Here is a 25,229-nt window from a genome sequence, read left to right on the forward strand (position 1 = left end):
TTGCGAATCGGCTCCAGTGATGAAATCCGACAACCGCAAGTGTCGATTCTCACCGAGGATCGTTGTACATCTAGAATGCGGTCATCTCTGGGCATCGGAGGCTCTTCATGTTGCGCGCATTGCTTTCGGCTACTCGGTCGGCGAGGCAGGAGGACCCCTGGAACCTCGCCGGGCGCGTCGCAGAGCTCGAGGCCGCCCACCGCGCGAACTGGCGTGAACCGGACCTCCTGCTGGTCAGACGCGCCTACCGCATCGCCGAGCAGATGCACCGGGGCCAGGCCCGCAAGTCGGGTGAGCCCTACATCACGCACCCGATCGCGGTCTCGACCATCCTGGCCGAGCTGGGCGTCGACACCTCCACGATCGCGGCCGGGCTCCTGCACGACACCGTCGAGGACACCAGCTATTCGCTGGAGTCGCTGCGCAGCGACTTCGGCGGCGAGATCGCGATCATGGTCGACGGGGTCACCAAGCTCGACAAGATCCACCTGGGCTCGGCGGCCGAGGCCGAGACGTTCCGCAAGCTCGTCCTGACCGCGGGGCGGGACATCCGGGTCATGGTCATCAAGCTGGCCGACCGGCTGCACAACATGCGGACCATCAAGTTCAAGAAGCGCGCCAGCCAGATCCGCATCGCCGAGGCCACCAAGGACGTCCTCATCCCGCTTGCCGACCGGCTCGGCCTCTACGTCATCAAGCGCGAGCTGGAGGACATCGTCCTCGAGACGCTGGAGCCGGAGGTCTTCACGCGCATCCGCGAGCACCTGGGCTCGGACACCGACCGGCTGCGGCAGGTCGCCGAGATCGTGCCGCAGGTGCGGCGGGCCCTGCGCGCCTACAAGGTCTCGGCCAAGCTCATCGACCGGCCCCGGCACCCCTACTCGGTGTACCGGGAGATGCAGAAGCATCCGGGGACCGGCCCGGCCGACCCGCCGCGCCTGGTGGTGGTCGTGGACGGCCCGCTGACCGACTGCTACGCGGCGCTGGGAGCCATCCACGCCCAGTGGAAACCGGTCGGCGGGAAGTTCCGGGACCTGATCGCGGCCAAGAAGTTCAACCTGTACCAGTCGCTGCACACGGCGGTGAACGGGCCGGGCGGGACGAACGTGGAGTTCCTGATCCGGACCAAGGAGATGCACGAGACCGCCGAGATCGGGATCGTGGCCGGTCTCAAGGACCCCGGCGCCGATCCGGCGCAGGTGCAGCTGCCGTGGCTGCGGCGGCTGCTTGACTGGCAGCACGAGATCGCCGACTCCGGGCAGTTCCTGGACTCGCTGCGGTGCGACCTGGCCGACCAGGACATCCTGGTCTTCACCGGGCGCGGCGAGCAGGTGATGGTCCCCAAGCACGCCAGCCCGGTGGACGTGGCCTACTGCTCGGGCCCCTCGACCGGTCACCGGCTGATCGCGGCGTACGTCAACGGCGAGATCGCGCCGCTGTCGCAGCCGCTGAAGGACGGCGACTCGATCGAGCTGGTGCTGACCAACGAGCAGCCCTACGGTCCTTCGAAGCAGTGGCTCGAGCACGCCAAGACCCCCGAAGCGCAGCTGCACATCGGCGACTGGTTCGACTCGCGGGAGGACCTGGAGAACACCGGCGAGCTGCCGGTCGTGCCGATGCAGCGGTTCGAGGACGAGGTCAAGGACGGCAAGAACCGCCTGTGGCGCTCGCTGATCAGGCGGGGCCGCGGCCTGGCCGGGGAGCAGCCCCTCCACGGGGTGGCGTCCTCGCTGGGATACCCGGACCTGGACTCGATGTACCTGGCGCTGGCCCGCGAGAAGCTCGACCCGGACGAGCTGGCGGACAAGCTCATCACCACCGTCGACCGCTACTGAGCGGTCGCACCGGACGCGAGAGGCGGGCCGCGCCTTCCGGTGCGGCCCGCCTGTGTTCGTCTCGGCCTTACTTGTGGCCGGCCTCGATCTCGTCGCGGCTGGTCCCGCCGTTGTCGGAGGGTTCCTCGATCGACTTGAAGAAGCCCTTGTCGGTCGGCGGCAGGGCGCCGACCCGGTTCATCTTCTTCGGCACCGGGGCGCCGGAGTACTCCAGCTCGGTGTGGCCGTGCTCGTCGGGCTCGGCCAGCGGTTGGTGCACCTCGTAGAAGCGGCCGTCCGGGTCGCGCATGAGGATGCCGGTCTCCAGGCCGTGCGCCAGAACCTCCCGGTCGTGCTGCTGGAGTCCCAGGCAGATCCGGTAGGTCAGGTAGTACGACAGGATCGGCAGCACCACGATGCCGATGCGACCGCCCCAGGTCATCGCGTTCAGGCTGATGTCGAACGTCTCGGCGAACACGTCGTTGCCGCCGGAGACCACGCCGATCAGCCAGAAGACGATCACCATGACGCCGACGCCGGTGCGGGCCGGAACGTCGCGCGGGCGCTGGAGCAGGTTGTGGTGGCCGCGGTCCTTGGTGAATCTGCGCTCGATCGCCGGATACAGCAGCGGCAGCAGGACCGACAGGCCCATGCCGACGATGCCGGGCCAGAACACCGGCGCCAGCGTGAAGTACGGGGCCATCCTGAACTCCCAGGCCGGGAATAGCCGGATGAGGCCGTCCAGGTACATGACGTAGAAGTCCGGTTGCGAGCCCGAGGAGACCACCGAGGCCTCGTACGGACCGAACAGCCAGACCGGGTTGATCTGGAACAGCCCCGCCATGGCAGCGACCACGCCCCAGATGAACAGCATGAACCCGACCTGCTTCATGACGTAGTTCGGGAACATGCGGAAGCCGACCACGTTGTGCTCGGTGCGTCCCGGTCCCGGCCACTGCGTGTGCTTCTGCGCGAACACCAGGCCGACGTGGACGGTGATCAGCGCCAACAGGATCAGCGGGAACAGGAACACGTGGAAGATGTAGATCATCGAGATGACGCTGTCGCCCGGGAAGGGCCCGCCGAACAGGGCGGCCGAGGCCCACGGGCCGATGAACGGGATCGACGCGGTCATGCCCTCCATGATGCGGAGGCCGGTGCCGGACAGGCCGTCGTCGGGCAGCGAGTAGCCGAAGAAGCCCTCGAAGAAGGCCACCCAGAACATCAGGATGCCGATCAGCCAGTTGGTCTCGCGCGGCGCGCGGAACGCGCCGGTGAAGAAGATCCGCATCATGTGGACCAGCATCGAGGCCATGAACAGCAGCGTCGCCCAGTGGTGCATCTGCCGCATGATCAGGCCGCCGCGGACCTCGAACGAGATGTCCAGCGTCGACTCGTAGGCCTTCGACATTCCCACGCCCTGGAGCGGCACGTAGGAGCCCTCATAGGTCGTGTGCGCCATCGACGGCTCGAAGAACAGGGCCAGGAACGTGCCGGTCAGCAGCAGCAGGATGAACGAGAACAGCGCGATCTCGCCGAGCAGGAACGACCAGTGGTCCGGGAAGACCTTGTTCATCAGGACCCGGGCCGGCCTGGCGAGCTTGAAGCGGTCGTCGAGCTCCCCGCCGGCCTTGGTCATCAGGCTGTCGGCATTGCCGTTGCGGCGTTTCACTCTTCATCCTCCTCGGGGAGGCTCGGGCGGTTCCAGAACGCCGGTCCCGGGGGCACCAGGAAGTCGGACGTGGCGACGAAGTGCCCCTCCTGCTCGTCAACTGTAATCGGCAGCATCGGCAGGTGCCGCGTCGCCGGTCCGAAGATCGGGGCGGCATTGTCGATCACGTTGAACTGCGACTGGTGGCACGGGCACAGGAGCCGCTGGCTCTGCTGCTCGTAGAGGCTGGCCGGGCAGCCGACGTGGGTGCAGATCTTGGAGTACGCGACGAAGTTGCCCCACATCGCGTCGACCTCTTGATACATCGGGTAGAGGTTCTCGCGCAGCTTCTCGGCGTCCTGCTCGCGCAGGTGGATCAGCAGCGTCGGGGCGTTGGCGAACTCGTTGCTGGCGCCGTGCTCGATCGCCGGGAAGACGGTGATCTGGCCTCCGACCGAGACCATGTCGGGCCGGACCAGGGCGCCGTCCTTCATCATCAGGCCGACCGGGTCGCCGTCGTTGTACCGCTCGGCGTTCCAGGCGGTGACCATGAGCGAGTCGCCGGGGTCCTTGATCAGGCCGCCGAGGGGGGCGACCGCGGCCAGGCCGAGCGGGGCGGCGCCCAGCAGAGCGGCCTTGACAAGGAACGGACGGCGCTTGAGCCCCATGTCCTCGACCGTCGTGTCGACCGTGGACTCCGCGATGCGGCGGTCCTCCGTGGACGAGCCGCCGTCGTGGCGGTCCTGGACCAGCTCCTCGACCGGCAGCAGCTTCTTGGCCCAGGTCAGGACGCCCACGGCGAACAACAGCAGCGACAGGCCCAGCGTGACGCCGAGGATCGGCGTGTACCACGTCTGCGGGTCGCGCCAGGAGGCGGTGCCGTCGTACTCCCAGGGCCACCAGATGTAGGCCACCACGAACAGGGTCGCGAACAGGCCGGCGCCGAGGAAGAGCCCGCCGACGATGCGCTCCATGCGCTTCTCGGCACCGGTCCCCGGCTTGGGGAACCGCGGCTCGTAGTGGATGATCTCGATGTCGTCCCGGCGCAGGCCCTCGCGGTAGACCTCGAAGCGAGTGAGCTTCGGATCGCTCAGGTCCACTTCGTCGGGCCGGTTCTCATCGTTGTGGGCACTCACGATTTACCTGCAATCCAGAGCGTGGCCAGCAGCAGCGCGCTGATGCCGACCAGGAAGATGGCGAGACCTTCCGTCGAAGGTCCGAATCGTCCGAGGTCGAATACGCCGCCCGGGTCCTTGTCGTCGTTGACGATGTATTGGACGTAGGCGATGATGTCGGCCTTCTGCTCAGGGGTGAGCTCGTTGTCGGCGAAGACCGGCATGTTCTGCGGTCCGGTGAGCATCGCCTGGTACAGCTCCTCGTCGCTGACCCCGATCAGGTCCGGGGCGTGGGCGCCCGAGGAGAGCGCCCCGCCGCCGCCGGCGAAGCCGTGGCAGGAGGAGCAGTTGACGCGGTAGAGGTCGCCGCCTTCGGCGGTGTCGGCGTCCTCGACCAGGATCTCGAGGTCGTCGGGCACCTCGGCGCCGCCGCCGAGGTACTCGATGTAGGCGCCGAGCCACTCGGCCTCCTCCTCGGTGAACACCGGTTCGCCCGAGGGGGCCTGGGCGCCCTGGGCGGCCATCGGCATGCGGCCGGTGTTCACCTGGAACTCGACCGCGCCCGAGCCGATGCCGATCAGGCTCGGCCCGCGGCCCTCCACGCCCTCGCCGTTGTCACCGTGGCAGCTGATGCAGCTGGTGTCGTAGAGCTCCTGGCCCTTGACGACCTCGGAGTCGATGGCGTTGTCTTCGGCCTCCTGGGCGTACAGACTCGGCGCGAACGCCGAGTAAAGCCCGCCGACGATGACCAACGCGCCGGTGAACCTGGCCAGCGCGCCGAGGCGCTTGCGCCAGCCTCGCCGCCGTTTCGCTGATGCAGCCACGGTTGTTTGCCACCTTTATCTAGCTCGCTCACCGGTGAGGGCTGTGGGGTCCTCTCCGGCCGGGCCACCGCCTCCGGGGGGCGGGAGCCGCTTGTCTCGGGATTATGTATCACGGGCGATACCGTGAATCTGGTAGTCCGGGCCCCTGGAGCCCTAGGTGAAGTAGATCGTCAGCGGATAGATCATCGCGAACAGCGCGATCCACACGACATCGACGAAGTGCCAGTAGTAGGACACCACGATCGCAGCCGTGGCCTGGGCGGGGGTGAAACGCCCCATCGTGGAGCGGATGAGGAAGAAGATGAAGGCGACCAGGCCGCCGGTCACGTGGAGCCCGTGGAAGCCGGTCGTCAGGTAGAACATCGACCAGAAGCCGTCGCTGGCGATGGTGTGACCCTCCACGACCAGCTCCCGGTACTCGTTGACCTGGCCGAGGACGAAGATCAGGCCCATGACGAAGGTGATCGCGAACCAGCGCCGCAGCCCGTACACGTCGCCGCGCTCGGCGGCGAAGACGCCGAGCTGGCAGGTGATCGAGGAGGCGACCAGGATCACCGTGAACACCAGGGCATAGGGGAAGTTCAGGTGATGGCCGGCCTCGACCCACAGCTCCGGGGCGGCGGCGCGGATGGAGAAGTACATCGCGAACAGGCCCGCAAAGAACATCAGTTCGCTGCTCAACCACACGATGGTGCCGACGCTGACGACGTTGGGCCTCGTCAGCGAATGAATTCGGCTGGGGTCGATAGTTGCTTCGGCGGCAGTCACGCGCACATTATTACGGTCCGTCGAGTGCATCCCGCGCATGGGGTGTCTTTTCACCGCGTGTCGCCTCGGAGTAGGCTTCCGGCCTCACTCGCCCGAGTGCCCAGGTCATCCAGGGTACGGCCACAGTAGGCGGTGGATTCGGCCCGAGCGGACGCGCCGCCCTTCCCCTTTCGGTGTGGCCGGTTTAATATGCGAGGCGTGAGTACTTCAACGACTGAGTACGCGGTCCTGCTCTACAGCCACCGCCCCTCCGTGATCGAGCAGATGCGCTCGGCGATCGGCGAGGAGCCGGCCGAGGGAGTGAAGATCGAGTACGCCGTGTCCGGGGACTACGACGACGCGGTAGCGCTGATCGACAAGTACGCGATCGATCTGGTGCTGCTCGACGGCGAGGCCCAGCCGGCCGGGGGCCTGGGCATCGCCAGGCAGCTGCGCGACGAGCTCGACGACCCGCCCGCGATCGCGGTGGTCCTGGCCCGGGCCGCCGACCAGTGGCTCGCGGCCTGGTCGCGGGCCGACGCCGCCCTGACCCACCCGCTCAACCCGGTGACGACCGCCGAGACGGTAGTAGACTTGCTGGTCAGCCGCCGCTCGGCCGCATTGCCCTCGCAGCGCGCGGCCTGAGTTCCGATCCGGCTATCCCAGGGAGTCCCCCGATGACCGATACGACCTGGCCCGCTGTCCTCGCGCGCCTCTCCGGCGGCGGCCACCTCGACGAGGCCAGCGCCGACTGGGCGATGGCGCAGATCATGGCGGGCAAGGCCGACCCGGCCCAGCTCGCGGCCTTCGCGGTCCTGCTGCGCTCGAAGGGCGAGACGGCCGAGGAGATCGCCGCCATCGCCGGGCGGATGCTGGCCGAGACCACCCGCATCGACGTCTCGGACCTGGGCGTGGCGGTCGACATCGTCGGCACCGGCGGCGACGGTTCGAACAGCGTCAACATTTCCACGATGGCGGCGGTCATCGTCGCCGCCACCGGCGTGCCGGTGATCAAGCACGGCAACCGCTCCGCCTCCTCCTCGGTCGGCTCGGCCGACCTGCTGGAGGCGCTGGGGGTCGACCTCGAGGCCGAGGCCGAGCGGGTCGAGGCGTCGGTCCGCGAGGTGGGCATCGGCTTCTGCTTCGCCCGGACCTTCCACCCCGGGATGCGGCACGCCGGGCCCGTGCGGTCCGCGCTCGGCATCCCGACGGTGTTCAACGTGCTCGGCCCGCTGACGAACCCCGGCCAGCCGAAGGCGGGCCTGATCGGCTGCGCCGACCCGCGCATGGCGCCGCTGATGGCCGAGGTCTTCGCCCAGCGGGGCGCCTCGCTGTTCGTCGTCCGCGGCGACGACGGCCTGGACGAGATCTCGACGATGTCGACGACCACCGAGTGGATCGTCTCGGGCGGGCGCGTCTCGGAAGGCTCGATCGACATCGAGGAGTTCGGCCTGGTCAAGGCCGACGCCGAGGCGCTGCACGGCGGCGACATCGAGTACAACACCAAGGTCGCGCGGGACGTGTTCGCCGGGAAGGCCGGTCCCGTGCGGGACGCGGTCCTGGTCAACGCCGCGGCGGCCCTGGCCTCGCGGGAGGCCCTGATCGACGGCGTCGACCTGCACGACACGGCTCGGCGGCGCTCGATGATGCTGGCCGGGATCGAGAAGGCCCTCAAGGCGGTCGAGCAGGGCTCGGCCACGGCGCTGGTCGAGCGCTGGGCCGAGTTCAGCAGGTCCTGAGGCGCGAAGAGCGGAAGGCGGGGCACATGCCCCGCCTTTTCTCCTGCTACCGGGTGAACTCGTCCAGCTCGTCCCGGGGCGCCGGGCGCCCGGAGTCGGTGGGCGGGTCGGAGCGGATGAGGATGGCGTTGCACTCCTCGCAGCGCAGGACCTCGTCGATCGGGGCGGCCTGGATCGGGGCCATGTCGGCCGGGGACTTCTCGATCCGGCAGCTCCCGCAGCGGCGGCCGACCAGTTCGGCGGCGGCGATCGGCTGACGGGCGTGGATGCGCTCGTAGAGCTCGACGAGCCGGTCGGGGATCGCGATCGTGAGCGCCCGCCGGTCGGAGGAGGCGTCGTCGGTCTCGGTCTTGAGGCGCTCGAGCTTCCCGGCGTGGTCGGCCTCGGCCTCGGCGAGGGCGCGCTCGGCCTCCTCGGCCTGGGACCGGCTCTCGGCCAGTTCGCCTTCGAGGCCCTCGCGGCGCTCCATGTACTCCAGTTCGTCGTCCTCGAGGCTGTTCTGGCGGCGGGCCAGTGACTCCAGCTCGCTCTGGAGCCCTTCGAGCTCCTTGGGGGCGGCCGCGCCCGAGGCCATGCGGCTGCGGTCGTTCTCGGCGCGCTTGGTGACGAGCTCGACCTCCTGCTCGATGCGCTTGATGTCGCGGTCGAGGTCGGCGATGTCGGCCTGGAGGGAGGCGACGCGGTCGTTCAGCGCCTGGATGCGGCGCCGGGCCGCGGGAACGGCGTCGTCGGCCTCGAGTTTTCGGCGTCGCTGGTCGAGCTGCGTGAGAGTGGTGTCTACTGCCTGCAATTCGAGCAGGCGTCGCTGGTCGAACAGGTCGGCTTTCAAGCTCGGTTCCCCCCGGTGTTCTGGTGGATCGTCCACGGATCGGTGTCGATGTCGGAGACCGAGACGTCGTCTACGAGTTCCGACAGGTGTCCGGCCACAGTATCGAGCCAGGGCCGCTCGGTCGCCCAGTGGGCGGCGTCGATGAGCGCGGGTCCGCTGCGGGCGGTGTGCTCGCTGGCCGGATGGTGCCGCAGATCGGCGGTCAGGTAGGCGCCCGCGCCGGCCGCGGCCGCGTCGTTCAGGTAGCCGTCTCCGGCCCCGCCGGAGACGGCCACGACGCTGACGCGGCGGTCCGGCTCCCCCGCCGCGCGCAGGCCCCAGACCGTCGGCGGCAGCGCCTTCACGGCGCGGTCGACCAGGTCGGCCAGGCTCAGCGGGGCCGGCAGGCGGCCGACGCGGCCGATGCCGCGCCCCGAGCCCTCGTGCTCGGGGCCGGTGAGCGGGCGCAGGGGCCGCAGGTCGACCAGTCCGAGCCGGTCGGCCAGGGCGTCGGACACGCCCGGGTTGGCCACGTCGGCGTTGGTGTGGGCGACGTAGAGGCCGATGCGCCGCTCGATGAGGGTGTGGACCAGGTCGCCCTTGTACTCGGCCGGGTCGAGGCTGGAGACGCCGCGCAGCAGCAGCGGGTGGTGGGCGACGATGAGGTCGGCGCTGGTCGCGATCGCCTCGGCGACGGTCTCGGGCACCACGTCGACCACGCACAGGACGCGCCGCACCTCGATGTCGTCCCTGCCGCAGACCAGGCCCACGCGGTCCCATTCCTCGGCCCAGTGGCGCGGGTAGATCCGGTCGAGAGCGGCGGTGACCTCGCTGAGCTTCGGCATGGGACCAGTGTATTGAGTGGGTCCGGGACCCGAGCAGCATAGGTGTCCCGGACCCACGCGCTGTGCCGACTTACGGCTCCGCAAGCGTCGCCGTGGGTGCTAGTTCAAGGCTCCCACCTCGTCGGCCAGTCGGCGCAGCTCCGGAGCCGGCTCCCCCTTGGCGCGGTGCAGGATCTGATCGATCAGCTCGACCGCCACCGGGCGGCAGCGGATCTCGGCCGGAGCGGTCTGGTCGGCGGTGGCCAGGGCCCGGCCCGCGCGCTCGATGTCGCCGACCTGGATGCAGGCCCTGGCCATGTCGAGCCAGTGGTGAGCGCGGCGCTCGGCGACCAGTTCACCGAAGGCGCGCCGGTCGATCCGGTCGTGGATAGTCAGGGCGTCGCCGCCTTCGCCGAGCTCGACCAGCGCGGCGGCGCGGTGGAGTTTGACGTTGGTCGGCCCGAAGGAGGTGTAGTAGTAGTTCGCGTCCCTGCCGAGGATGTTCGCGGCCCGCTCGGCGCTGTCGATGAGGTCGGCGCTGGTGGCCGGCTCTCCGGCCAGGGCCGCGGCCATGGCTCCCTGGAGCAGGAGCGCGCCGTAGACGCTGATCGCGGCCGGGCCCGCCTCCTCTCCCCCGGTCTCGCTGATGAGGCCGTGGGCCACCTGGACGTTGAGGTCCAGGGCGGCCTGGTAGCGGCCGAGCGCCCGGAGCGCGTTGGCGACGCGGGTGGTGGCGATGCCGGCCAGGAGCGGGTCGTTGCCGCGCTGGGCGGCGCTGATCGCGCGGTCGGCGGCGAGCCAGGCGAGTTGTGCTTCACCGAGCTTGCGGAGCACTGTGGAGGCGATCTGGTAGACCTGCGTCATCAGTTCGGCGGCGTCGGCGCTGGTGCCGCCGACGGGGTTCTCCTCCGCGACGGGAGTGTCGCGCAGGAGCTGGATGAGCGATCGGGCCACGACCGGGTAGTGGCCCTTCTCGAAGGCGAGCCAGGCGTAGTTGACCGATCCTCTCAGGTCGGGAATGGGGGTCGGCTCTATCGGAGCCGCCTCCAGGAAGCGGCCGAGCCGCTCGTAGCGTTCGAGGGATTGGCGGATCGATTCGACCTCGACCTGGTCGAGGCAGCCGCCGAGTCCGGGCCTTCGTTTCGGTTCGCGGCCGAGGAGTTGGCCGGCGTCTATGCTGAGCGCCTCGGCGATCTCGGTGATCACCGAATACTTGTCGAGTCGCCGCACTCCTCGCTCGATCTTGTCGACCCAGCTCTTGGATTTGCCGATCTGGTCGGCGAATACCTGCTGCGACATTCCGCGGCGATGTCGCCAATATGCGACTCGCCGCCCCATCGGTTGTGTTTCCGACTCCATCAGACCCCACCGTCCTTATAGGAGTTACACGTAATGATCGGGCTTCGTGATTCCGAAGCTGTTGTTCAGTTGGCGGCGACGGCCGCTCCCGCGACCAGACGGTCGCGGCCGTCGCCTTCGGGGGGAGTTCGATTCTCGGCGGCGTCCAGAAGTCTCGGTCTTCCCAGCACGCATGCCGCCGGATTCGCGCCCCGACAATATGTATCTACAGGTTTTCGACGCCCGGCACAACGCTCGGGAGGCTCGAATGTCACTCTCCGCGAATGGGCTACTTACAGTATTCCGCGATCCGGACTGATGTCTGTCGCTTATGTGAGGCAGTGGTGGGTTTGAGACACCCGAACGCGGGAAATCTGCACATGCAGCGTGCCTATTCAGGGTCGCGCTTCGTTGTGTCGGATATGAGACACAACCGAGTCCTGGAGCGGCGCGCCCACCGGCATGCCTTCGTCACCGCCCTCGCCGTCGCGGTCGGAACCACGGCCGCGGCAGGGGGCATCGGCTTCCTGGTCGCCTTCTCGGCGCTCGCCGGATGGGTGGTGGTCGGCCTGGGCGCGGCCACGGCGCTGAGCGTGTGGCTGGAGGCGGGCCTCGATTAAGTTCAGCCGAACCACCAGGCAGCGGCCGCCCTGGTAAACGCCCCCGTCCACATTGAGGACGAGCCCGTCGCAGTAGCGCCGCGCCTGGGTCACCTGCTCCGGCTCCAGCTCGGTGGTGTCGGGGATGGTCGAGTGGCCGTGGATGACCTCCTCGCCGCCGAACGAGCGCAGCATCGCCCGCACCCGCTTCGGGCCGTCGTCGCCCATGAACTCGTGGCGGCGGGTCAGCTCGCGGAACAGCTGCCACCACTCCTCGGGCTCGTCGGAGGCCAGGACCGCCCGGACGGCGGTGTTGACCGCCTCCTCGCTGCGCCCGTACCCGAGGTAGCTCTCGGCGTCGGAGTGGACCAGCAGCGACTGGTCGACCAGGTGGACGACCCGGCGGGAGGCGAGCCAGTCGAACTCGTCCTCGGTCAGCTCCTCCAGCTCGTCCTCGAAGCCGCCGTTGAGCACCCACCAGTGCAGGAACTGCCGGTCCTGGCCCTCCACATCGGTGAAGGTCTCGTCGCCGAAGCGCTTCGAACCCAGGACCAGCACCTCGTGGTTGCCCAAGAGCGTGTCGACGGTCCCGCCGTCGGCCGCCGCCTGGCCGGCCAGGCGGCGCAGCAGGCGCAGCACCTCCACGCCCTGGCGGCCCCGGTCGAACAGGTCCCCCAGGACCCACAGCCGCGCCTCGCCGCCGGTCCAGGTGGCGTCCTCATCGACGAGCCCGCGCCCGCGCAGCGCCTCGACGAGAGCGTCGCAATGGCCGTGGATGTCGCTGGCCACGAACAGCGGACTCGATTCAGGCATGGCCCTGATACTAATGCGGGGCGGCGGCGTTCGGAGAGGATGCGGCCCGTCGCTTTCCCGGTTGCCGGTCGGGACCGGTGGGAATAGGATTTCGCCACCGCCGCCCGTCGAATCGAGAGGGATTCCCCGTGACCGACAACCCGTTCCTGACCGTCTCCGACCTGCCCTACAGCCTCCCGAAGTTCGCCGACATCGAGGTCGAGCACTACCGGCCGGCCTTCGACGCCGGCATGGACGAGCAGCTCGCCGCCGTCCGGGCCATCGCGCGGAACCCCGACGAGCCGACCTTCGAGAACACGATCGTCGCCCTGGAGCGGACCCAGGAGGGCGTGCTCGGCCGCGTCAGCCATGTCTTCTTCAACAAGAACACCTCGGACACCAGTCCCGAACTCCAGCAGATCGAGACCGAGTACAGCCCCAAGCTGGCATCCCACGAGGACTCGATCCTGCTCGACCCGGAGCTGTTCGCCCGGGTCGACTCGCTGTGGCGGCGACGCGACGAGATCGGGCTCGACGAGCAGGACGAACGGCTCCTCGAGCGGTACCACACCGAGTTCGTGCGCGGCGGGGCCGCGCTGGACGCGGACGGCAAGACCCGCCTCGAGCGGATCAACGCCGAACTGGCCGAGCTGTCGGCCAAGTACAACCAGCAGGTACTGGCCGACATCAACGACGCCGCGGTGCACGTCACCGACCGCGCCCAGCTCGACGGGCTCGGCGAGGAGGCCCTCGCCGCGGCGGCGGCAGCGGCCGCCGACCGGGATCTCGAGGGCTACCTGCTGACCATGGAGCTGTTCAGCTGCCACCCGAAGCTGGAGCGGCTGACCGACCGGAGCCTGCGCGAGCGGCTGTGGCGGGCCTCGACCTCGCGCGGCTCCGAGAACGCCTCCACGCTGCTGTCGATGGTGCGGCTGCGGGCCGAGCGGGCCCGGCTGCTGGGTTTCGACCACCACGCCGCCTACATCGCCGCCGACCAGACCGCCGGGAACGCCGAGCTCATCGCCGAGCGCCTCTCGGACCTGGCCAGGGCCTCGGTGCGCAACGCCCGCCGCGAGGCCGCCGAGCTCCAGGAGCTCATCGACGCCGAGGGCGGCGGCTTCGAGCTGGCCGCCTGGGACTGGTCCCACTACGCCGCGAAGGTGCGGGAGTCGAAGTACGGCTTCGAGTCCGAGGCGCTCAAGCCGTACCTGGAGTTGGACCGCGTCCTGTTCGAGGGCGTGTTCCACGCCGCCGAGCTGGAATTCGGCCTGACCTTCCGCGAGCGGGAGGACCTGGTCGGCTACCACCCGGAGGTCCGCGTCTTCGAGGTCTTCGACGCCGACGGGACCGCGCTGGGCCTGTTCCTGGCCGACTTCTTCACCCGCGACTCCAAAAAGGGCGGGGCGTGGATGAACGCGCTGGTGGTGCAGGCCGACTTGACCGGTGAGAAGCCGGTGGTGGTCAACAACCTCAACATCGTCAGGCCCAGCGAGGGGCAGCCGGCCCTCATCAGCGCCGACAACGTGCGGACGATGTTCCACGAGTTCGGGCACGCCCTGCACGGGCTGCTGTCGGCCTGCCGGTACGGCAAGACGTCGATGACGTCCACGCCGAGGGACTTCGTCGAGTACCCCTCGCAGGTCAACGAGATGTGGATCCGCTGGCCCGAGGTGGTCGCGAACTACGCGCGCCACCACGAGACCGGCGAGGCCGCGCCCGCCGAGCTGCTCGAGCAGTGGGGCGACTCGGGCTCGTTCGGCGAGGGTTTCGCCTCGACCGAGTACCTGGCCGCGGCCATTCTCGACCAGGCATGGCACCGGCTCTCCCCCGAGGAGGTGCCGGAGGCCGGCGACGACCCCGCCGCGGCCGTCGAGGACTTCGAGCGCGCGGCCCTGACCGAGGCCGGCATCGCGGTGGACCAGATCGCGCCGCGCTACCGCTCGGGCTATTTCGCGCACATCTTCGCGGGCGGCTACTCGGCCGGGTACTACTCCTACATCTGGTCGGAGATCCTGGACGCCGACACCGTCGAGTGGTTCAAGGAGAACGGCGGCCTGACCCGCGAGAACGGCGACCACTTCCGCGAGCACCTGCTGAGCCGGGGCGGCTCGATCGACCCGATGGAGTCCTACCGCCGCTTCCGCGGCCGCGACGCCGAGATCGACCCGCTTCTGGAACGCCGCGGCCTCAAATAGGGGCCGGTTGAGCCGGGGCCGTACGGCCTCGGCTCACAGTGCCATGGGGATCTCGAACGGGGAGGCCACCGGGAAGTACGACTCGAGGAAGCGCCGCAGCATCCCCGAGCGCTCATCGGCGGCGGCCTCGGTCAGGCCCGCGTCGTTGATGCAGAAGGTCTCCCGGTCGCGCCGGTCCAGCAGTTCGGCCAGCCGTTCGGCCAGGTCGGGGCGGCCCAGTTCGAGGTAGGCGTGCCGGTTCGCCCCGGGCACGGCCCGCCCGGTCAGGAAGGCGTAGTAGTGCTGGAGGGTCACCACCGACAGGTCGGAGACGTCCCGGAAGGTGCTGGCGGCGGTCCGGGCGTGGGCGTCGCCGAACTCCTTCTCGATCTCGGCCAGGACGCTGCGCTGCATCGGGTAGGGCACGTGCTTCATCATGCGGGTGACCGTGCGCCCGAATGCGGCCTCGACCAGGGATCGGTCGTTCTTGAAGGCCGCGTTCGGGGGCGTGTCGGCCGCGCTGACCGGTTCCTGGTCGATGAAGGTGTCGGACGGGAAGAACCGGGCGAGCCCGTTGGGTTCGAAGAACAGCTGCGGTCCGACCGGGCGGCCCAGGAACATGTCGTCGTTGAAGTACAGGAAGTGCTCTGAGAGGCCCTCGATGCGGTGCAGCTGGGATTCGATGGCGTGGGAGTTGAAGGTCGGCAGGCACTCGGGGTCGTCGAACAGGTCCCGGTGGTCGACCACGGTCAGGCCGGGCGCATCGGGGTCCAGCCAGGAGGGCCGCTGCTCGTCGGTGACCAGGTAGATGTGGCGGATCCACGGGGCGTGGGCGTGCAGCGAGCGCAGGGAGTAGCGCAGTTCGTCGCGGTCGGCGTAGCGGGAGGCGCTGGCCGACTCGGGGTGGTAGGGCTCGTTCCGGGCGTCGGCGCGGCGGCGCAGCCAGGCGTGGTCGTGGCCGTCCACCCAGGTGTAGACCGCGTCGATCGGGAAGCCGGCGTGGTCGGGTCCGGGCTCGGCGAACTCGGGCCGGGTGGGCAGTTCGGGCAGGACGGCGCGCGGGCCGGCGGCGAGGGGGTTGAACAGCCGCCCCGGCGCGGTGACCGAGGCGGAGTCGCGGCGGATGACCGGACTGATCCGGTTGTGCCGCGGGGCGACCAGGTGCCCGTCGCCGGGGTCGGTCCAGAACTCGACCTCGCAGCCGTGCTCGGGCCCGAACACGACGTTGCGGGTCGGGTCGGTCCACAGCCAGTCGGCGCGGACCATGGGGACGTCGGACAGGTCGGCGCGGCTGGGCCAGGCCGGGCGGTTCAGGGCCGACTCGGACTCCAGATAGGCCGGTTCGGGCACTGAGAGGCGGCCGCCGGTGGAGTCGCACAGCATGCCGAGTGCGCCGCACACGCGCTGGCGGTCGGCCTCGGACACGCCGAGGACGGGTCGGGTGAGGCTGAATCCGGGGACGGCGAAGAAGTCGACGCCGATGGCGCCCAGGAGTGTCGCGACGATCTCGAAGTTGCGCCGCCACACCTCGAGCGGGGTGGGGGCGGGCAGGGAGTAGGCCGGTCGGATCTGGAAGGCGTGGAGAATGTGGCTGGAAGCGAGGTCGGTGAAGAACCGGTAGGGTTCGGACACCTCGGCTCCGCCGCTCGGCTCGGCCGCTGAGGGAGGGTCGACGGGTCGGGGGACGGACAGACGCGGGGTCTTGTCGACCGTGGAGTGGAACCGGGCTGAGCGGGTTGCGATTCGACGCTCGTATTCAGCGGACATCGACACCTCCTGACGCAAAGCAGTGGCAGATCCGGCGGCTGCCGGAGATGCATTCGGTCGGCGGCCGCCTTGGATGTGCACTGCCGGCGGCCGTCGAGGATGTGTCCGGTCGGCGAATGCCGAGGGGAGTCCGGCCGGCGACTCTGCCGCGGGGTTGCCCTATGCGGCGCTGCGAGAAGCGGATCCTTCGTCGGCCACGTTTGAACGCCACGTGGCCGGACTCTGACACATGCCTCAACAGTAGGCCACAGACCGGTGACGAGATAGTGTCAGAAAAACGTCTGTAACGTCAACTGATCGAAGATTCACCCTGCGTTAAACTCGCGGGCGTCAGGCTCGGTTATGCCGAGATCAGCTCTGCCCCAAAGGGATTCGCGCGACGTTCTCCCAGGTGTAGGAGGAGGCGCCGGAGGTCTGGAACACCCGTACCAGTTCCACTCCGGTCACTGTGATATTGGTCCTCCCGGGTCGGACGTCCCGCAGGTGGTTCTGGACGTGCCCGCGGGCGTCGTCGTCTCCGGCCGAATCGGACCGGTAGGACAGCGAGACGTGTCCGGGCCCGCCGCAGGGCCGCCCGACACCGCCGTCGACGACCTCGTCGATGACCTCCACGCAAGTGGTGACCAGGCGCTGGAAGTCGCGGTCCGGGAAGGTGTCGAGCATGATGGCGCTCATCGAGGCCAGCGCCGGGCCGACGGTCAGGTCGAAGGCCGGCAGCTCCCCCACCCGTCGCCGCAGCCGCTCGACCAGAAGCGAGCGGGTCGTCTCGGTGACGGTGGCCGCGTCGCATTCGACGGAGGCGATGGTGGCGTGGAGCCACTCGTGCGGCACCGGGACGTCTCCGGGCGCCTCGTCGATGACCGGCCGGTAGGAGTCGGCCAGGGTCTTCACCTCTTCGAGGTCGGTCAGGTAGACGTGGAGCTTGGTCCAGCCTTCGGGCCAGGTCTGGCCCGACCTGGGGGCCTCGCGCTCGGGCGCAGGCGCAGAATAAGTCACGGGAGAGTTTCCTCGGTGAGTGCGCAGGAGGTGCGGTGTCCCGGACGGGACCCGCGAGAAGGAAGCCACCGAATGATACGGGTGTCATCGTCAACGGAGTCTACACAGCGGTGGCTAACTCCGCCGACCCGCGACCGGTGTGGCGGACCGCACTGGCGATCTTGAGGCAGCCACCGATCACGGCGAGAGGCACCGAGGCGATCAGGAGGCGGTCGCCGAACCCTCCGGGGAAGAACAGCGCCGCGAAGATGGCGATGAATGCGAGGAAAAGCACGAAACTGGGGGCGTAGTCGTCGGGATCCGAATCCGTTTTCGAACTCACGCCACGACCCTATCGGCATTTCCGGTCCGGTTGGGTACGAGCGGGTCCCGGGCGACGGGCCGGGCGGGCTTCACGAGGCCGCGCGGCGGCGACCGGCGGCGAATCGGTTCGGAGCTGGCACAATCGATGGGGCAACCGATTTCGAAGGAGGAGCGGATGCATACGGTGGCGGTGCTGGGAGCTGGAAAGATGGGCCAGGCGATCCTGTCGGGCCTGCTGCGCGCGGGCTGGGAGAGGTCATCGGTGGTCGCGACGGCGCGGAGCGCCGATCGCGCGGCGGCGCTGCGCGAGCGGTACGGCGTCGAGGTCGCCTCGAACGCCGAGGCGGTTCGCCGGGCCGACGTCGTGGTCGTGGCGGTCAAGCCGCAGGACGCCGCGAGCCTGCTCGAGGAGCTGGCCGGGGAGTTCGATTCCAGCGCCCCGGTGGTGAGCATCTGCGCCGGCCTGCCGACCTCCTTCTTCGAGAAGCGGCTGCCCGACACCACACCGGTGGTGCGGGCGATGCCGAACACGCCCGCGCTGGTCGACGAGGCGATGACGGTGCTGTCCCCCGGCACCCACAGCGACGCGACGTGCCTGGCCGCGGTCGAGGAGCTGTTCAAGCCGCTGGGCCGGACCCTGGTCGTCGAGGAGCGGCACCAGGACGCGGTCACCGCGATCTCGGGTTCGGGGCCCGCCTACTTCTACTACCTCGCCGAGGCGATGACCGAGGCCAGCGTGCTGATGGGCCTGCCGCGGCACGTCGCCGTCGAGCTGGTCTCGCAGACCGCGCTGGGGGCGGCGCGGATGCTGCGCGAGGCCGACTCCTCTCCGGTCGAGCTGCGGGAGGCCGTGGAGTCCCCGGCCGGGACCACCATCAGCGCGGTCCGGCGCCTGGACGACCACCGGGTGCGCTCGGCGGTCAACGACGCCATCGAGGCCGCGCGGGACCGGGCGCGGGAGATCGCCGACGAGTACGCCTGACCTGCGATCGGACCGATCAGCCGCGGCGCCTGGCGCGCCGCGGTTTCTTCTTGCCCGCGAGATTCTGAAATCGCCGATCAAAATCGAGAGCAGTGATCTTGACAAAGGGCGACCCGCGTGCGATCGTTGATCTCAACAGAGAGCAGCGCTCTCGCATTCGAAGGGAAACTCGCCATGACCGACCACGTCGTACTCGGCAAGGGCCAGATCGGGTCCACCGTCGCCGCCATCCTCGCCGAACAAGGCGAGCGGGTCCGCGTCCTCAGCCGCTCCGGCGGCCGGAGCACCCCCGGCATCGAGCACGTCAAGGTCGATGCCCGCGACCCGCAGGCCCTCACCGCGGCCTCGGCCGGCGCCGACGTCATCTACAACTGCCTCAACCCGGCCGGCTACCACCAGTGGGCCCAGGAGTGGCCGCCGATGTTCGCGGCCATCCTGGCCGCCGCCCGTGCGGGCGGCGCGAGCCTGGTCAACACCGGCAACCTCTACGTCTACGGGCCGGTCACCGAGCCCATGACCGAGCGCACCCCGCTGCGCTCCCCCGGCGAAAAGGGGCGGATCCGCATCCGGATGTGGAACGACGCCATGGCCCTCCACGAGCAGGGCGACATCCGCTTCACCGAGGCCCGGGGCTCGGACTACTTCGGGCCCGGCGCGCTGGCCGACGCGATGCTGGGCGAGCGGATCGTCCGCCCCGTCGTCGAGGACAAGATCGTGTCGGTGGTGGGCGATCCGGACGCGCCGCACAGCTTCACCTACATTCCGGACGTCGCCTCGGCGCTGGTGCGGCTCGGCGGAGACGACCGCGCCTGGGGCCGCCCCTGGCACGTGCCCACCGCCCCGGCCAGGAGCATGCGCGAGATGATCGGGGCCATGGCTGGTGTCCTCGGCCGAGAACCGGCCCCGATCCGCCGTCTCCCGTGGTGGGTCCTGATACACGCGATAGGCGCGTTCCAGCCGCACCTGCGCGGACTCAAAGAGACACGGCACCAGTGGGACGGTCCCTACATCATGGAGTCCGCCGACTTCACCGAAGTGTTCGGCGACAAGCCGACCGACACCGACACCGCGCTCGCCGAGACTCTGGAATGGTGGGGCGAGCGGCCGGCCGCCCTCCGGTGACGGAGCGGTCACCGTCTAGACGCTTGCTGGCAGAAATAAGCGGATACCTGTTCTAATGGCGGGCATGCGCGAAATACAACAAGGCCGGTTCGAGGAACTCGACGGCGCGACGGTGTTCGGGCTGGCCCGCCTCAGACAGGACGTGTTCGTGGTCGAGCAGGACTGCGCCTACCCCGACCTCGACGACAATGACTTCGCCCCGGAGACGGTGCACTTCTGGATCGGCGAAGGAACCTCACCGGTTGCCTGCCTGCGGCTGCTGCGCGACGGGCCCGGCTGGCGGATCGGCCGGGTCTGCTGCGTCCCGGCCGAACGCGGGCGGGGCCTCAGCGGAACGATGCTGACCGCGGCCCTCGACCAGGTCGGGCCGGAAGCGGAAGTGGTGCTCGACTCCCAGGTCCAGGCGTCCGGGTTCTACCGGCGCTACGGCTTCGTCGAGGACGGACCCGAGTTCATCGAGGACGACATCTGGCACGTGCCGATGCGGCGCATCGGGAAATGAGCGCGGCCCGGCACGGCGCTACGGGAGACGAGCGAGGAACGAAGGAAAGGCGGGACGCCCCGGCTCTGGACGTCCCGCCCCCTGTTCCCCTCTCATGAAAGGCCCTCGCAGGTCTCCGAAGGGTCGATACCGGAAGTTTCAGGTGAAGTACTCCCCCGAACGTACGGCGGCCTGCTAGCGGCTTCATCCGGTCCGGCACCGCAAGTGTGCCAATTTCCCGGCGATCCGAACTGAAAGTTTCGCGAAACTTTCATCCGAAGTATCGGTATGTTACGATCCGAACGTCGGCGCTGTCAACACCAGCGACGGCATACCACTGTGGTGGAGATGTGAGGGGCTCTGCCGCAAACAGCAGAGGGGGCCGGCGAAAGCCGGCCCCCTCTCGCGCGTTCGCCCTAGGGGTGTCTGGTGGTCCCGAACGGACCGAATACAGACCGTTCGGGACCACCAGACACCCCCTTAGTCGCCCTCGGGCTGCTCGATGAGGGTCTGGAGGTAGAGGCTCTCCCCCAGCTTCTCGATCAGGTCCAGCTGGGTGTCCAGGTAGTCGATGTGGTGCTCCTCGTCCTTGAGGATGCTCTCGAAGAGGTCCCTGGAGACGTAGTCCTTGACCGACTCCATGTGCTCGATGCCGCGCTTGAGGCGGTCGATCGCCTCCACCTCGATCTCCCGGTCGCAGCGGAAGATCTCGGGGACCGACTGGCCGATCCGCAACGGGAAGAGCCGCTGGTAGTTCGGCAGGCCGTCCAGGAAGAGGATGCGGTCGGTGAGGATCTCGGCGTGGCGCATCTCGTCGAGCGACTCGCTCCGGGTGTACTTGGCCAGCTTCGTGTAGCCCCAGTTCTCCTGCATCTTGTAGTGCAGGAAGTACTGGTTGATGGCGGTCAGCTCGGCCGTCAACTGCTCGTTGAGGAACTCGATGACTCTCTCGTCGCCCTGCATGTCGCTCCGTCCTTCCCACGGTGTTCCCAGGCCGGCGTCGGGCCGGCGATTCCCAGCGTAGGGCGAGGTCGGGGACGGTATCCAGTCAGGAATGCCTAAAATAGGACAACCTAGCCTTACCAAGGGTAGTGGTATACACCGATAAACGGGGTTTCAGGGGCCTCAGGCCGCCGCGGCGGCCGGCTCGGAGGCGAAGTAGTTCTCGATCATGTCGGCCAGCCGCTCGCGGCAGTTGCCGCAGCCGGTCCCGGCCTCGCAGGCGTCGCCGATGGCGTCCTCAGTGTGCGCGCCGGCACGGATGCACTCACGGACCTCCTGGTCGTGGACTCCGTGGCAGATGCAGGCGTACATCGCCGCCCTCCGAGATAATTAGGCCGGACTAAAGAAGGTATGCCTAACCTACATTGCGCGGAGGATTCCGGCAACCGCCCGTTCGGACGATCACTCGCCTACCAGGTCGGTCAGCACCTCGATCGCATGGTCGATCCCGGCGTCGTCGACGTCGAGATGGGTCAGCAGGCGGCCCCAATCGGGGCCGAGCACCGACACCCTGACCCCTCTTTCGGCCGCGGCCTCGGCGACCTTCGCGATCTGCGGCACGCGCAGCAGCACGATATTGGTCTCGACCTGCGCGGCCCCGCAGACCCCGCAGGGCTCCAGAGCCTCGGCCAGGCGCCTCGCGCGGGCGTGGTCCTCGGCCAGCCGCTCGATGTGGTTGGCCAGCGCGTAGCGTCCGGCCGCGGCCAGGTAGCCGACCTGCCGCATGCCGCCGCCCAGCCGCTTGCGGAGGATCCGGCCGCGCTCGGCGCGCTCGGCGCTGGTCGCGATCAGGGAGCCGACCGGTGCGCCCAGCCCCTTGGACAGGCAGACCGACACGGTGTCGAACAGGCGTCCGTACTCGCTCAGCGGTACGCCGGTGGCGGCATGGGCGTTCCACAGGCGGGCCCCGTCGAGGTGCAGGGCGATCCCTTCGGCATCGGCGAGCCCGCGGAGCCGCTTCAGCTCGGCCAGCGGCTGCACGGTGCCGCCGCCCATGTTGTGGGTGTTCTCGACCGCGACCGCCCGTGTCGTCGTCACGTACGGGTTCGGCCGGTTGATCATCGGCTCGATCGCCGCGACGTCGAGACGGCTGCCGGGCGTGGAGAAGGTGCGGCTGGAGACGCCGCCGAGCGCGGCGGCCGCGCCCATCTCGAAGTTCACCACGTGCGACTTGGCGTCGGCCAGCAGTTCGTCGCCCCGCGGCACCAGCAGCTGGAGCGCGATCTGGTTGGCCATCGACCCGGTCGGGGTGAAGATCGCCGCCTCCTGCCCGAGCAGGGCCGCGACCTCGGCTTCGAGGGCGTTGACCGTGGGGTCCTCGCCGTAGACGTCGTCGCCGACCTCGGCCGAGGCCATCGCCTCGAGCATCGCCGACGTGGGACGGGTGACGGTGTCTGAGCGCAGATCGACGATCATGCTCACACCCTAACGCGCTAATAGGGATTGATACCGCTCCCGATGCCGAGCACCGGCAGGTACATGCGCTCGCCGTCGGCGGTGAAACCGTCGTAGACGATGTCGAACAGGTCCTGGATTCCGAAGGCGCGAAGCGCGTCGACCATCATGTGCGCGGCCTGCGTGGTGGCGGACCGGTCCGAGGACGGGAAGCTCCGCGACCAGTTCGGCTGGCCGCCGCTGGGGGCGCGGTAGCCCATGCCGGGCAGGCTCGAGAGCCCGCCCCGCCAGGTGCCGGTCACCGCTGCCGAGGCCTCGACCCGCAGGCCGCCGTCGACGAACGCGGCCACGTACCGCGCCGACCAGTCGCTGGTGCGCAGCAGGACCGTCCCGGAGGTGTCGATGGTCGGGACGTCGGCGGCCATGTCGCCCAGCAGGGAGCTGAGGCGCTCGGTGAACTCGCCGAGCTCGTAGCAGGCCGGCTCGGGCGGGTGCTTGGACTTGCGGGCGTACGCCTGCCAACCGGAGACGTCGCCCTTGCCCACGGCGTGGGCCTCGAGCTGGTCGAACAGCTCCGGCGAGAGCAGCCGCAGGTTCACCCCGCCGTGGAAGCGGCGCAGGTGCAGCTCGAACACGAGCTGGCCGCGGTGCCAGCGGACCCACGGCCCGCCGTCGCCGCCGCGGACTTCGGGGGCGCCGAGCTCGTTCATCATGGTCCGCAGCACTTCGCGGAAGATCAGGGTGCGGTGGTTCTCGCCCTGGCGCCCTCGCTCGGCCGACCGCAGCACCATCACTTCGATGGAGTAGAAGTCGGCGCGCCCCGAAACCGGGGTACCGGGTGGAATGGAGTCGGCGATGGCGTCACCGGTGGCGTATCCGGTCTCAGCCCGCCACATCCCGATGTCGACCTCGGCCGAGCGGACGTTCCATCCCAGGCTCGCCATGGCCCGTTGCAGGTCCTGCTTTGTCCAGCGCCCGAAATCCGTCTGTCGGGCGCGGCGGATGAGCTCGATGAGCTGCGGTTCGTCCATCCGATGTGTGCCGAGCATCCGGTACTGCGCCAATCCGTCCGTGATGGGCCCGACTGGGTTGCGACACCCAGCGGCTCGCTGCGTTTAGGGTAGCCTTGCCTCGTCGTATCGGCACTAGCGGGTAAGGGTTGGCGGTTGTCTTCTACGGAGTCCGACACTGTGCGACAAGACACGCTCGTCAGCCTACTAGGCGGCAGGCGAGGAGCCTTCGACGCCACCGCTCCGCTCATAGTGTTCGTCCTCACGTGGCTCCTGACCGGCAATTCCATCCTGTGGGGCGTGGCGGCCTCGGTGTTGTGCGCGGCGGCGATCGCCGCGGTGCGGCTGGCGCGGGGCACCAAGCCGCGCGCGGTGATCTTCGGGCTGCTCTCGGTGTGCCTGGCAGGGGTCATCGTGCTCTACACCGGCCGCGCGGCCGACATCCTCCTCCCCCGCATCCTGACCAACGCGGCCAGCGCCCTGGTCTGGGCGGGCTCGATCGCGGTGCGCAGGCCACTGCTCGGTCTCATCGTGGGAGCCCTCCTGGGCCAGAGGACCCGCTGGAGATCGGACCCGGCCCTCCTGCGCGCCTACAGCGCGGCCTCTTGGGCCTGGGTCGCGATGTACACCCTGCGAGTGGCGGTCCTGACTCCGTTCTGGAACTCGGACGAGGACGAGATCGCCGTGATCGGCGGAGGCGTGGTCCAAGTCCTCCTGTCCTACCCCCTCCTGATCGCCTGCCTGGCCGTCTCAGGGTGGATCATCAAGGCAAACCTCCCCGGGCCCCACCCCGGCATCCGCCATCCCCGCGCCGTCGACGAAGCGGCCCCGATCCGGCCGCACGCCCCGGACTGACCCCGGCCCGGCGGTCCGGCGACGCCCGCGCTTCCCGGCAGCCCCAGGACCAGCGCCGCACCTGTGTCGACCTTCCGACATCACCGGTTCTATGACCTACATGGACTGAAGAGCTTCAATATACTGGTTCCCTACGGGGAACCTGTGACCGAGCGACGTCCGACACCTCCGTCGGACAGCCGCTCGCCCGGATACCGCCGATGGGATCCTCCGATGAGCCACCATGTGAGAGATACCGAAGCGTCCGTGCCGTTAGAGCCGGTGACCAACCGCCGGAACCCGGCGGCCGGCCGGAAGGGCCCTGCCCTGGGCGGCTCGGCCGACCGGACCGCCCCTTGGGAGCAGTTCGATCTCGCCGTCGAAGACCTGCACCGGGCCGGCGACCTGGCACGCATGGAGATCGCCCGGGCGGACGCCAAGGCGGCGTCGCTTGCGGCCATAGCGATCCCGATCGCGGGCATACTCCTGGCGGTCCCGTCCTTGACCACGCTGGAGGCCCACAATCTGGTGCTCGCTTGGACGGCCGCGTCGTTCATGCTGCTAGGAGTCGGCTACCTCGGGTCAGTGGTCTGGCCGAACCTGCGCGGGAACGTTGGAATATCTTTTGTCTCCGCCACTTCTCCCGAACAACTCGTGAAAGTCTCTGTGGACCATTCCCAGGATCCTGACGAGCGACGCACCTACGCCGCGAGAGAATCCAACCTGCTCGCACGGCTTGCAACTGCAAAATTCCGGCGCGTCCAGAAGGCGATCCTATGCCTCGGAACGGGAACCCTGCTCATTTTCGTGATTTGCGTCTCCGTGACACTATCAGTCCATAATGCATAGTCGATGAACACTAAGCATCCCTTGTAGTTATACAGGGCAATGGACGCCGGCCGAATCACGTTG

24 protein-coding genes are annotated in these 25,229 nt (G+C 68.9%); 9 read left to right on the plus strand and 15 right to left on the minus strand.

The features are described from left to right. Window positions 1-119 precede the first annotated feature (119 nt). Window positions 120-1,835 (plus strand): RelA/SpoT family protein, encoded by a 1,716-nt coding sequence (locus JFB92_RS00565; RefSeq protein WP_233162086.1) that lies wholly within the window; start codon window positions 120-122, stop codon window positions 1,833-1,835. Window positions 1,836-1,902: 67 nt separating this feature from the next. Here the strand turns inward: JFB92_RS00565 and qcrB are convergent, their stop codons facing one another. The 4 genes from qcrB to ctaE form a co-directional block, all read right to left on the minus strand. Further along, window positions 1,903-3,486: a cytochrome bc1 complex cytochrome b subunit gene (gene qcrB, locus JFB92_RS00570; RefSeq protein ID WP_307788975.1), complete on the minus strand. Its 1,584-nt coding sequence runs from the start codon at window positions 3,484-3,486 to the stop codon at window positions 1,903-1,905. After that, complete coding sequence (gene qcrA, locus JFB92_RS00575; protein ID WP_199033809.1) at window positions 3,483-4,601, minus strand: cytochrome bc1 complex Rieske iron-sulfur subunit; 1,119 nt, start codon at window positions 4,599-4,601, stop codon at window positions 3,483-3,485. Before qcrA ends, qcrB begins: the two co-directional genes overlap by 4 nt. Beyond that, window positions 4,598-5,404 carry a cytochrome bc1 complex diheme cytochrome c subunit gene (gene qcrC / locus JFB92_RS00580; protein WP_199033811.1) on the minus strand — a complete coding sequence of 269 codons (807 nt, stop codon included), beginning with the start codon at window positions 5,402-5,404 and terminating at the stop codon, window positions 4,598-4,600. The genes qcrA and qcrC overlap by 4 nt, the downstream gene beginning before the upstream one ends. 153 nt (window positions 5,405-5,557) lie before the next feature. Then, window positions 5,558-6,172 (minus strand): aa3-type cytochrome oxidase subunit III, encoded by a 615-nt coding sequence (gene ctaE, locus JFB92_RS00585; RefSeq protein WP_372451545.1) that lies wholly within the window; start codon window positions 6,170-6,172, stop codon window positions 5,558-5,560. Between the two features lie 264 nt (window positions 6,173-6,436). Between ctaE and JFB92_RS00590 the strand changes: the two genes are divergently transcribed. Together JFB92_RS00590 and trpD are read left to right on the plus strand one after the other, a co-directional pair. Continuing rightward, window positions 6,437-6,796 carry a hypothetical protein gene (locus JFB92_RS00590; RefSeq protein WP_233162117.1) on the plus strand — a complete coding sequence of 120 codons (360 nt, stop codon included), beginning with the start codon at window positions 6,437-6,439 and terminating at the stop codon, window positions 6,794-6,796. A gap of 32 nt (window positions 6,797-6,828) precedes the next feature. Continuing rightward, window positions 6,829-7,890: an anthranilate phosphoribosyltransferase gene (gene trpD / locus JFB92_RS00595; RefSeq protein ID WP_199033815.1), complete on the plus strand. Its 1,062-nt coding sequence runs from the start codon at window positions 6,829-6,831 to the stop codon at window positions 7,888-7,890. A gap of 46 nt (window positions 7,891-7,936) precedes the next feature. Here the strand turns inward: trpD and JFB92_RS00600 are convergent, their stop codons facing one another. The 4 genes from JFB92_RS00600 to JFB92_RS00615 form a co-directional block, all read right to left on the minus strand. Then, window positions 7,937-8,719 carry a zinc ribbon domain-containing protein gene (locus tag JFB92_RS00600; protein WP_199033817.1) on the minus strand — a complete coding sequence of 261 codons (783 nt, stop codon included), beginning with the start codon at window positions 8,717-8,719 and terminating at the stop codon, window positions 7,937-7,939. Then, a complete protein-coding gene (locus JFB92_RS00605; RefSeq protein WP_199033820.1) occupies window positions 8,716-9,543 on the minus strand; it encodes a Nif3-like dinuclear metal center hexameric protein in 828 nt (275 codons plus the stop codon). The genes JFB92_RS00600 and JFB92_RS00605 overlap by 4 nt, the downstream gene beginning before the upstream one ends. A gap of 99 nt (window positions 9,544-9,642) precedes the next feature. Next, a complete protein-coding gene (locus JFB92_RS00610; protein WP_307788977.1) occupies window positions 9,643-10,881 on the minus strand; it encodes a helix-turn-helix domain-containing protein in 1,239 nt (412 codons plus the stop codon). Between the two features lie 374 nt (window positions 10,882-11,255). Then, window positions 11,256-12,272 carry a metallophosphoesterase gene (locus tag JFB92_RS00615; RefSeq protein ID WP_199033822.1) on the minus strand — a complete coding sequence of 339 codons (1,017 nt, stop codon included), beginning with the start codon at window positions 12,270-12,272 and terminating at the stop codon, window positions 11,256-11,258. Window positions 12,273-12,400: 128 nt separating this feature from the next. Here JFB92_RS00615 and JFB92_RS00620 point away from each other — a divergent pair, with 128 nt between their 5' ends. Next, window positions 12,401-14,446: a M3 family metallopeptidase gene (locus tag JFB92_RS00620; protein WP_199033824.1), complete on the plus strand. Its 2,046-nt coding sequence runs from the start codon at window positions 12,401-12,403 to the stop codon at window positions 14,444-14,446. Between the two features lie 33 nt (window positions 14,447-14,479). Here JFB92_RS00620 and JFB92_RS00625 read toward each other — a convergent pair whose 3' ends face one another. The 3 genes from JFB92_RS00625 to JFB92_RS00635 all read right to left on the minus strand — a co-directional run bounded on the left by JFB92_RS00625 (window position 14,480) and on the right by JFB92_RS00635 (window position 17,510). Further along, window positions 14,480-16,057 carry a stealth family protein gene (locus JFB92_RS00625; RefSeq protein ID WP_199033826.1) on the minus strand — a complete coding sequence of 526 codons (1,578 nt, stop codon included), beginning with the start codon at window positions 16,055-16,057 and terminating at the stop codon, window positions 14,480-14,482. 486 nt (window positions 16,058-16,543) lie between these two features. Further along, entirely contained in the window at window positions 16,544-17,188 is a 645-nt protein-coding gene (locus JFB92_RS00630) for a 2'-5' RNA ligase family protein (RefSeq protein ID WP_199033828.1), read from the minus strand. 100 nt (window positions 17,189-17,288) lie between these two features. Then, window positions 17,289-17,510, minus strand: coding sequence for a hypothetical protein (locus tag JFB92_RS00635; protein ID WP_199033830.1), 222 nt, complete (start codon window positions 17,508-17,510; stop codon window positions 17,289-17,291). Between the two features lie 156 nt (window positions 17,511-17,666). On the opposite strand from JFB92_RS00635, the gene proC reads away from it, so the two are divergent. The 3 genes from proC (at window position 17,667) to JFB92_RS00650 (ending at window position 20,097) form a co-directional block, all read left to right on the plus strand. Beyond that, a complete protein-coding gene (gene proC, locus JFB92_RS00640) occupies window positions 17,667-18,473 on the plus strand; it encodes a pyrroline-5-carboxylate reductase (protein ID WP_233162088.1) in 807 nt (268 codons plus the stop codon). Between the two features lie 174 nt (window positions 18,474-18,647). After that, window positions 18,648-19,595: an NAD-dependent epimerase/dehydratase family protein gene (locus JFB92_RS00645; RefSeq protein ID WP_199033834.1), complete on the plus strand. Its 948-nt coding sequence runs from the start codon at window positions 18,648-18,650 to the stop codon at window positions 19,593-19,595. A 64-nt stretch (window positions 19,596-19,659) separates the two neighbouring features. Then, complete coding sequence (locus tag JFB92_RS00650; RefSeq protein ID WP_199033836.1) at window positions 19,660-20,097, plus strand: GNAT family N-acetyltransferase; 438 nt, start codon at window positions 19,660-19,662, stop codon at window positions 20,095-20,097. 459 nt (window positions 20,098-20,556) lie between these two features. On the opposite strand, the gene bfr is transcribed toward JFB92_RS00650, so the two are convergent. From bfr to JFB92_RS00670, 4 genes are all read right to left on the minus strand, one after another. Next, the gene (gene bfr / locus JFB92_RS00655) at window positions 20,557-21,039 is read right to left on the minus strand and encodes a bacterioferritin (RefSeq protein WP_199033840.1); all 483 of its coding nucleotides are present in this window, start codon (window positions 21,037-21,039) and stop codon (window positions 20,557-20,559) included. A gap of 162 nt (window positions 21,040-21,201) precedes the next feature. Beyond that, a complete protein-coding gene (locus tag JFB92_RS00660; protein WP_199033846.1) occupies window positions 21,202-21,390 on the minus strand; it encodes a (2Fe-2S)-binding protein in 189 nt (62 codons plus the stop codon). 90 nt (window positions 21,391-21,480) lie between these two features. Next, window positions 21,481-22,491, minus strand: a complete 1,011-nt coding sequence (locus JFB92_RS00665; protein ID WP_372451549.1) for a threonine aldolase family protein — start codon at window positions 22,489-22,491, stop codon at window positions 21,481-21,483. Between the two features lie 20 nt (window positions 22,492-22,511). Then, on the minus strand, window positions 22,512-23,504 hold the full coding sequence (locus JFB92_RS00670; RefSeq protein WP_199033856.1) for a DUF6301 family protein: 993 nt from the start codon (window positions 23,502-23,504) through the stop codon (window positions 22,512-22,514). Between the two features lie 159 nt (window positions 23,505-23,663). On the opposite strand from JFB92_RS00670, the gene JFB92_RS00675 reads away from it, so the two are divergent. Further along, a complete protein-coding gene (locus JFB92_RS00675) occupies window positions 23,664-24,338 on the plus strand; it encodes a DUF3159 domain-containing protein (protein WP_307788978.1) in 675 nt (224 codons plus the stop codon). A gap of 213 nt (window positions 24,339-24,551) precedes the next feature. After that, window positions 24,552-25,166, plus strand: a complete 615-nt coding sequence (locus tag JFB92_RS00680) for a Pycsar system effector family protein (RefSeq protein ID WP_199033860.1) — start codon at window positions 24,552-24,554, stop codon at window positions 25,164-25,166. Window positions 25,167-25,229 lie beyond the last annotated feature (63 nt).

Origin of the sequence: Glycomyces salinus (genome assembly GCF_016428645.1) — a bacterium.
In the GTDB taxonomy this organism is placed as follows: Bacteria; Actinomycetota; Actinomycetes; order Mycobacteriales; family Micromonosporaceae; genus Glycomyces; species Glycomyces salinus.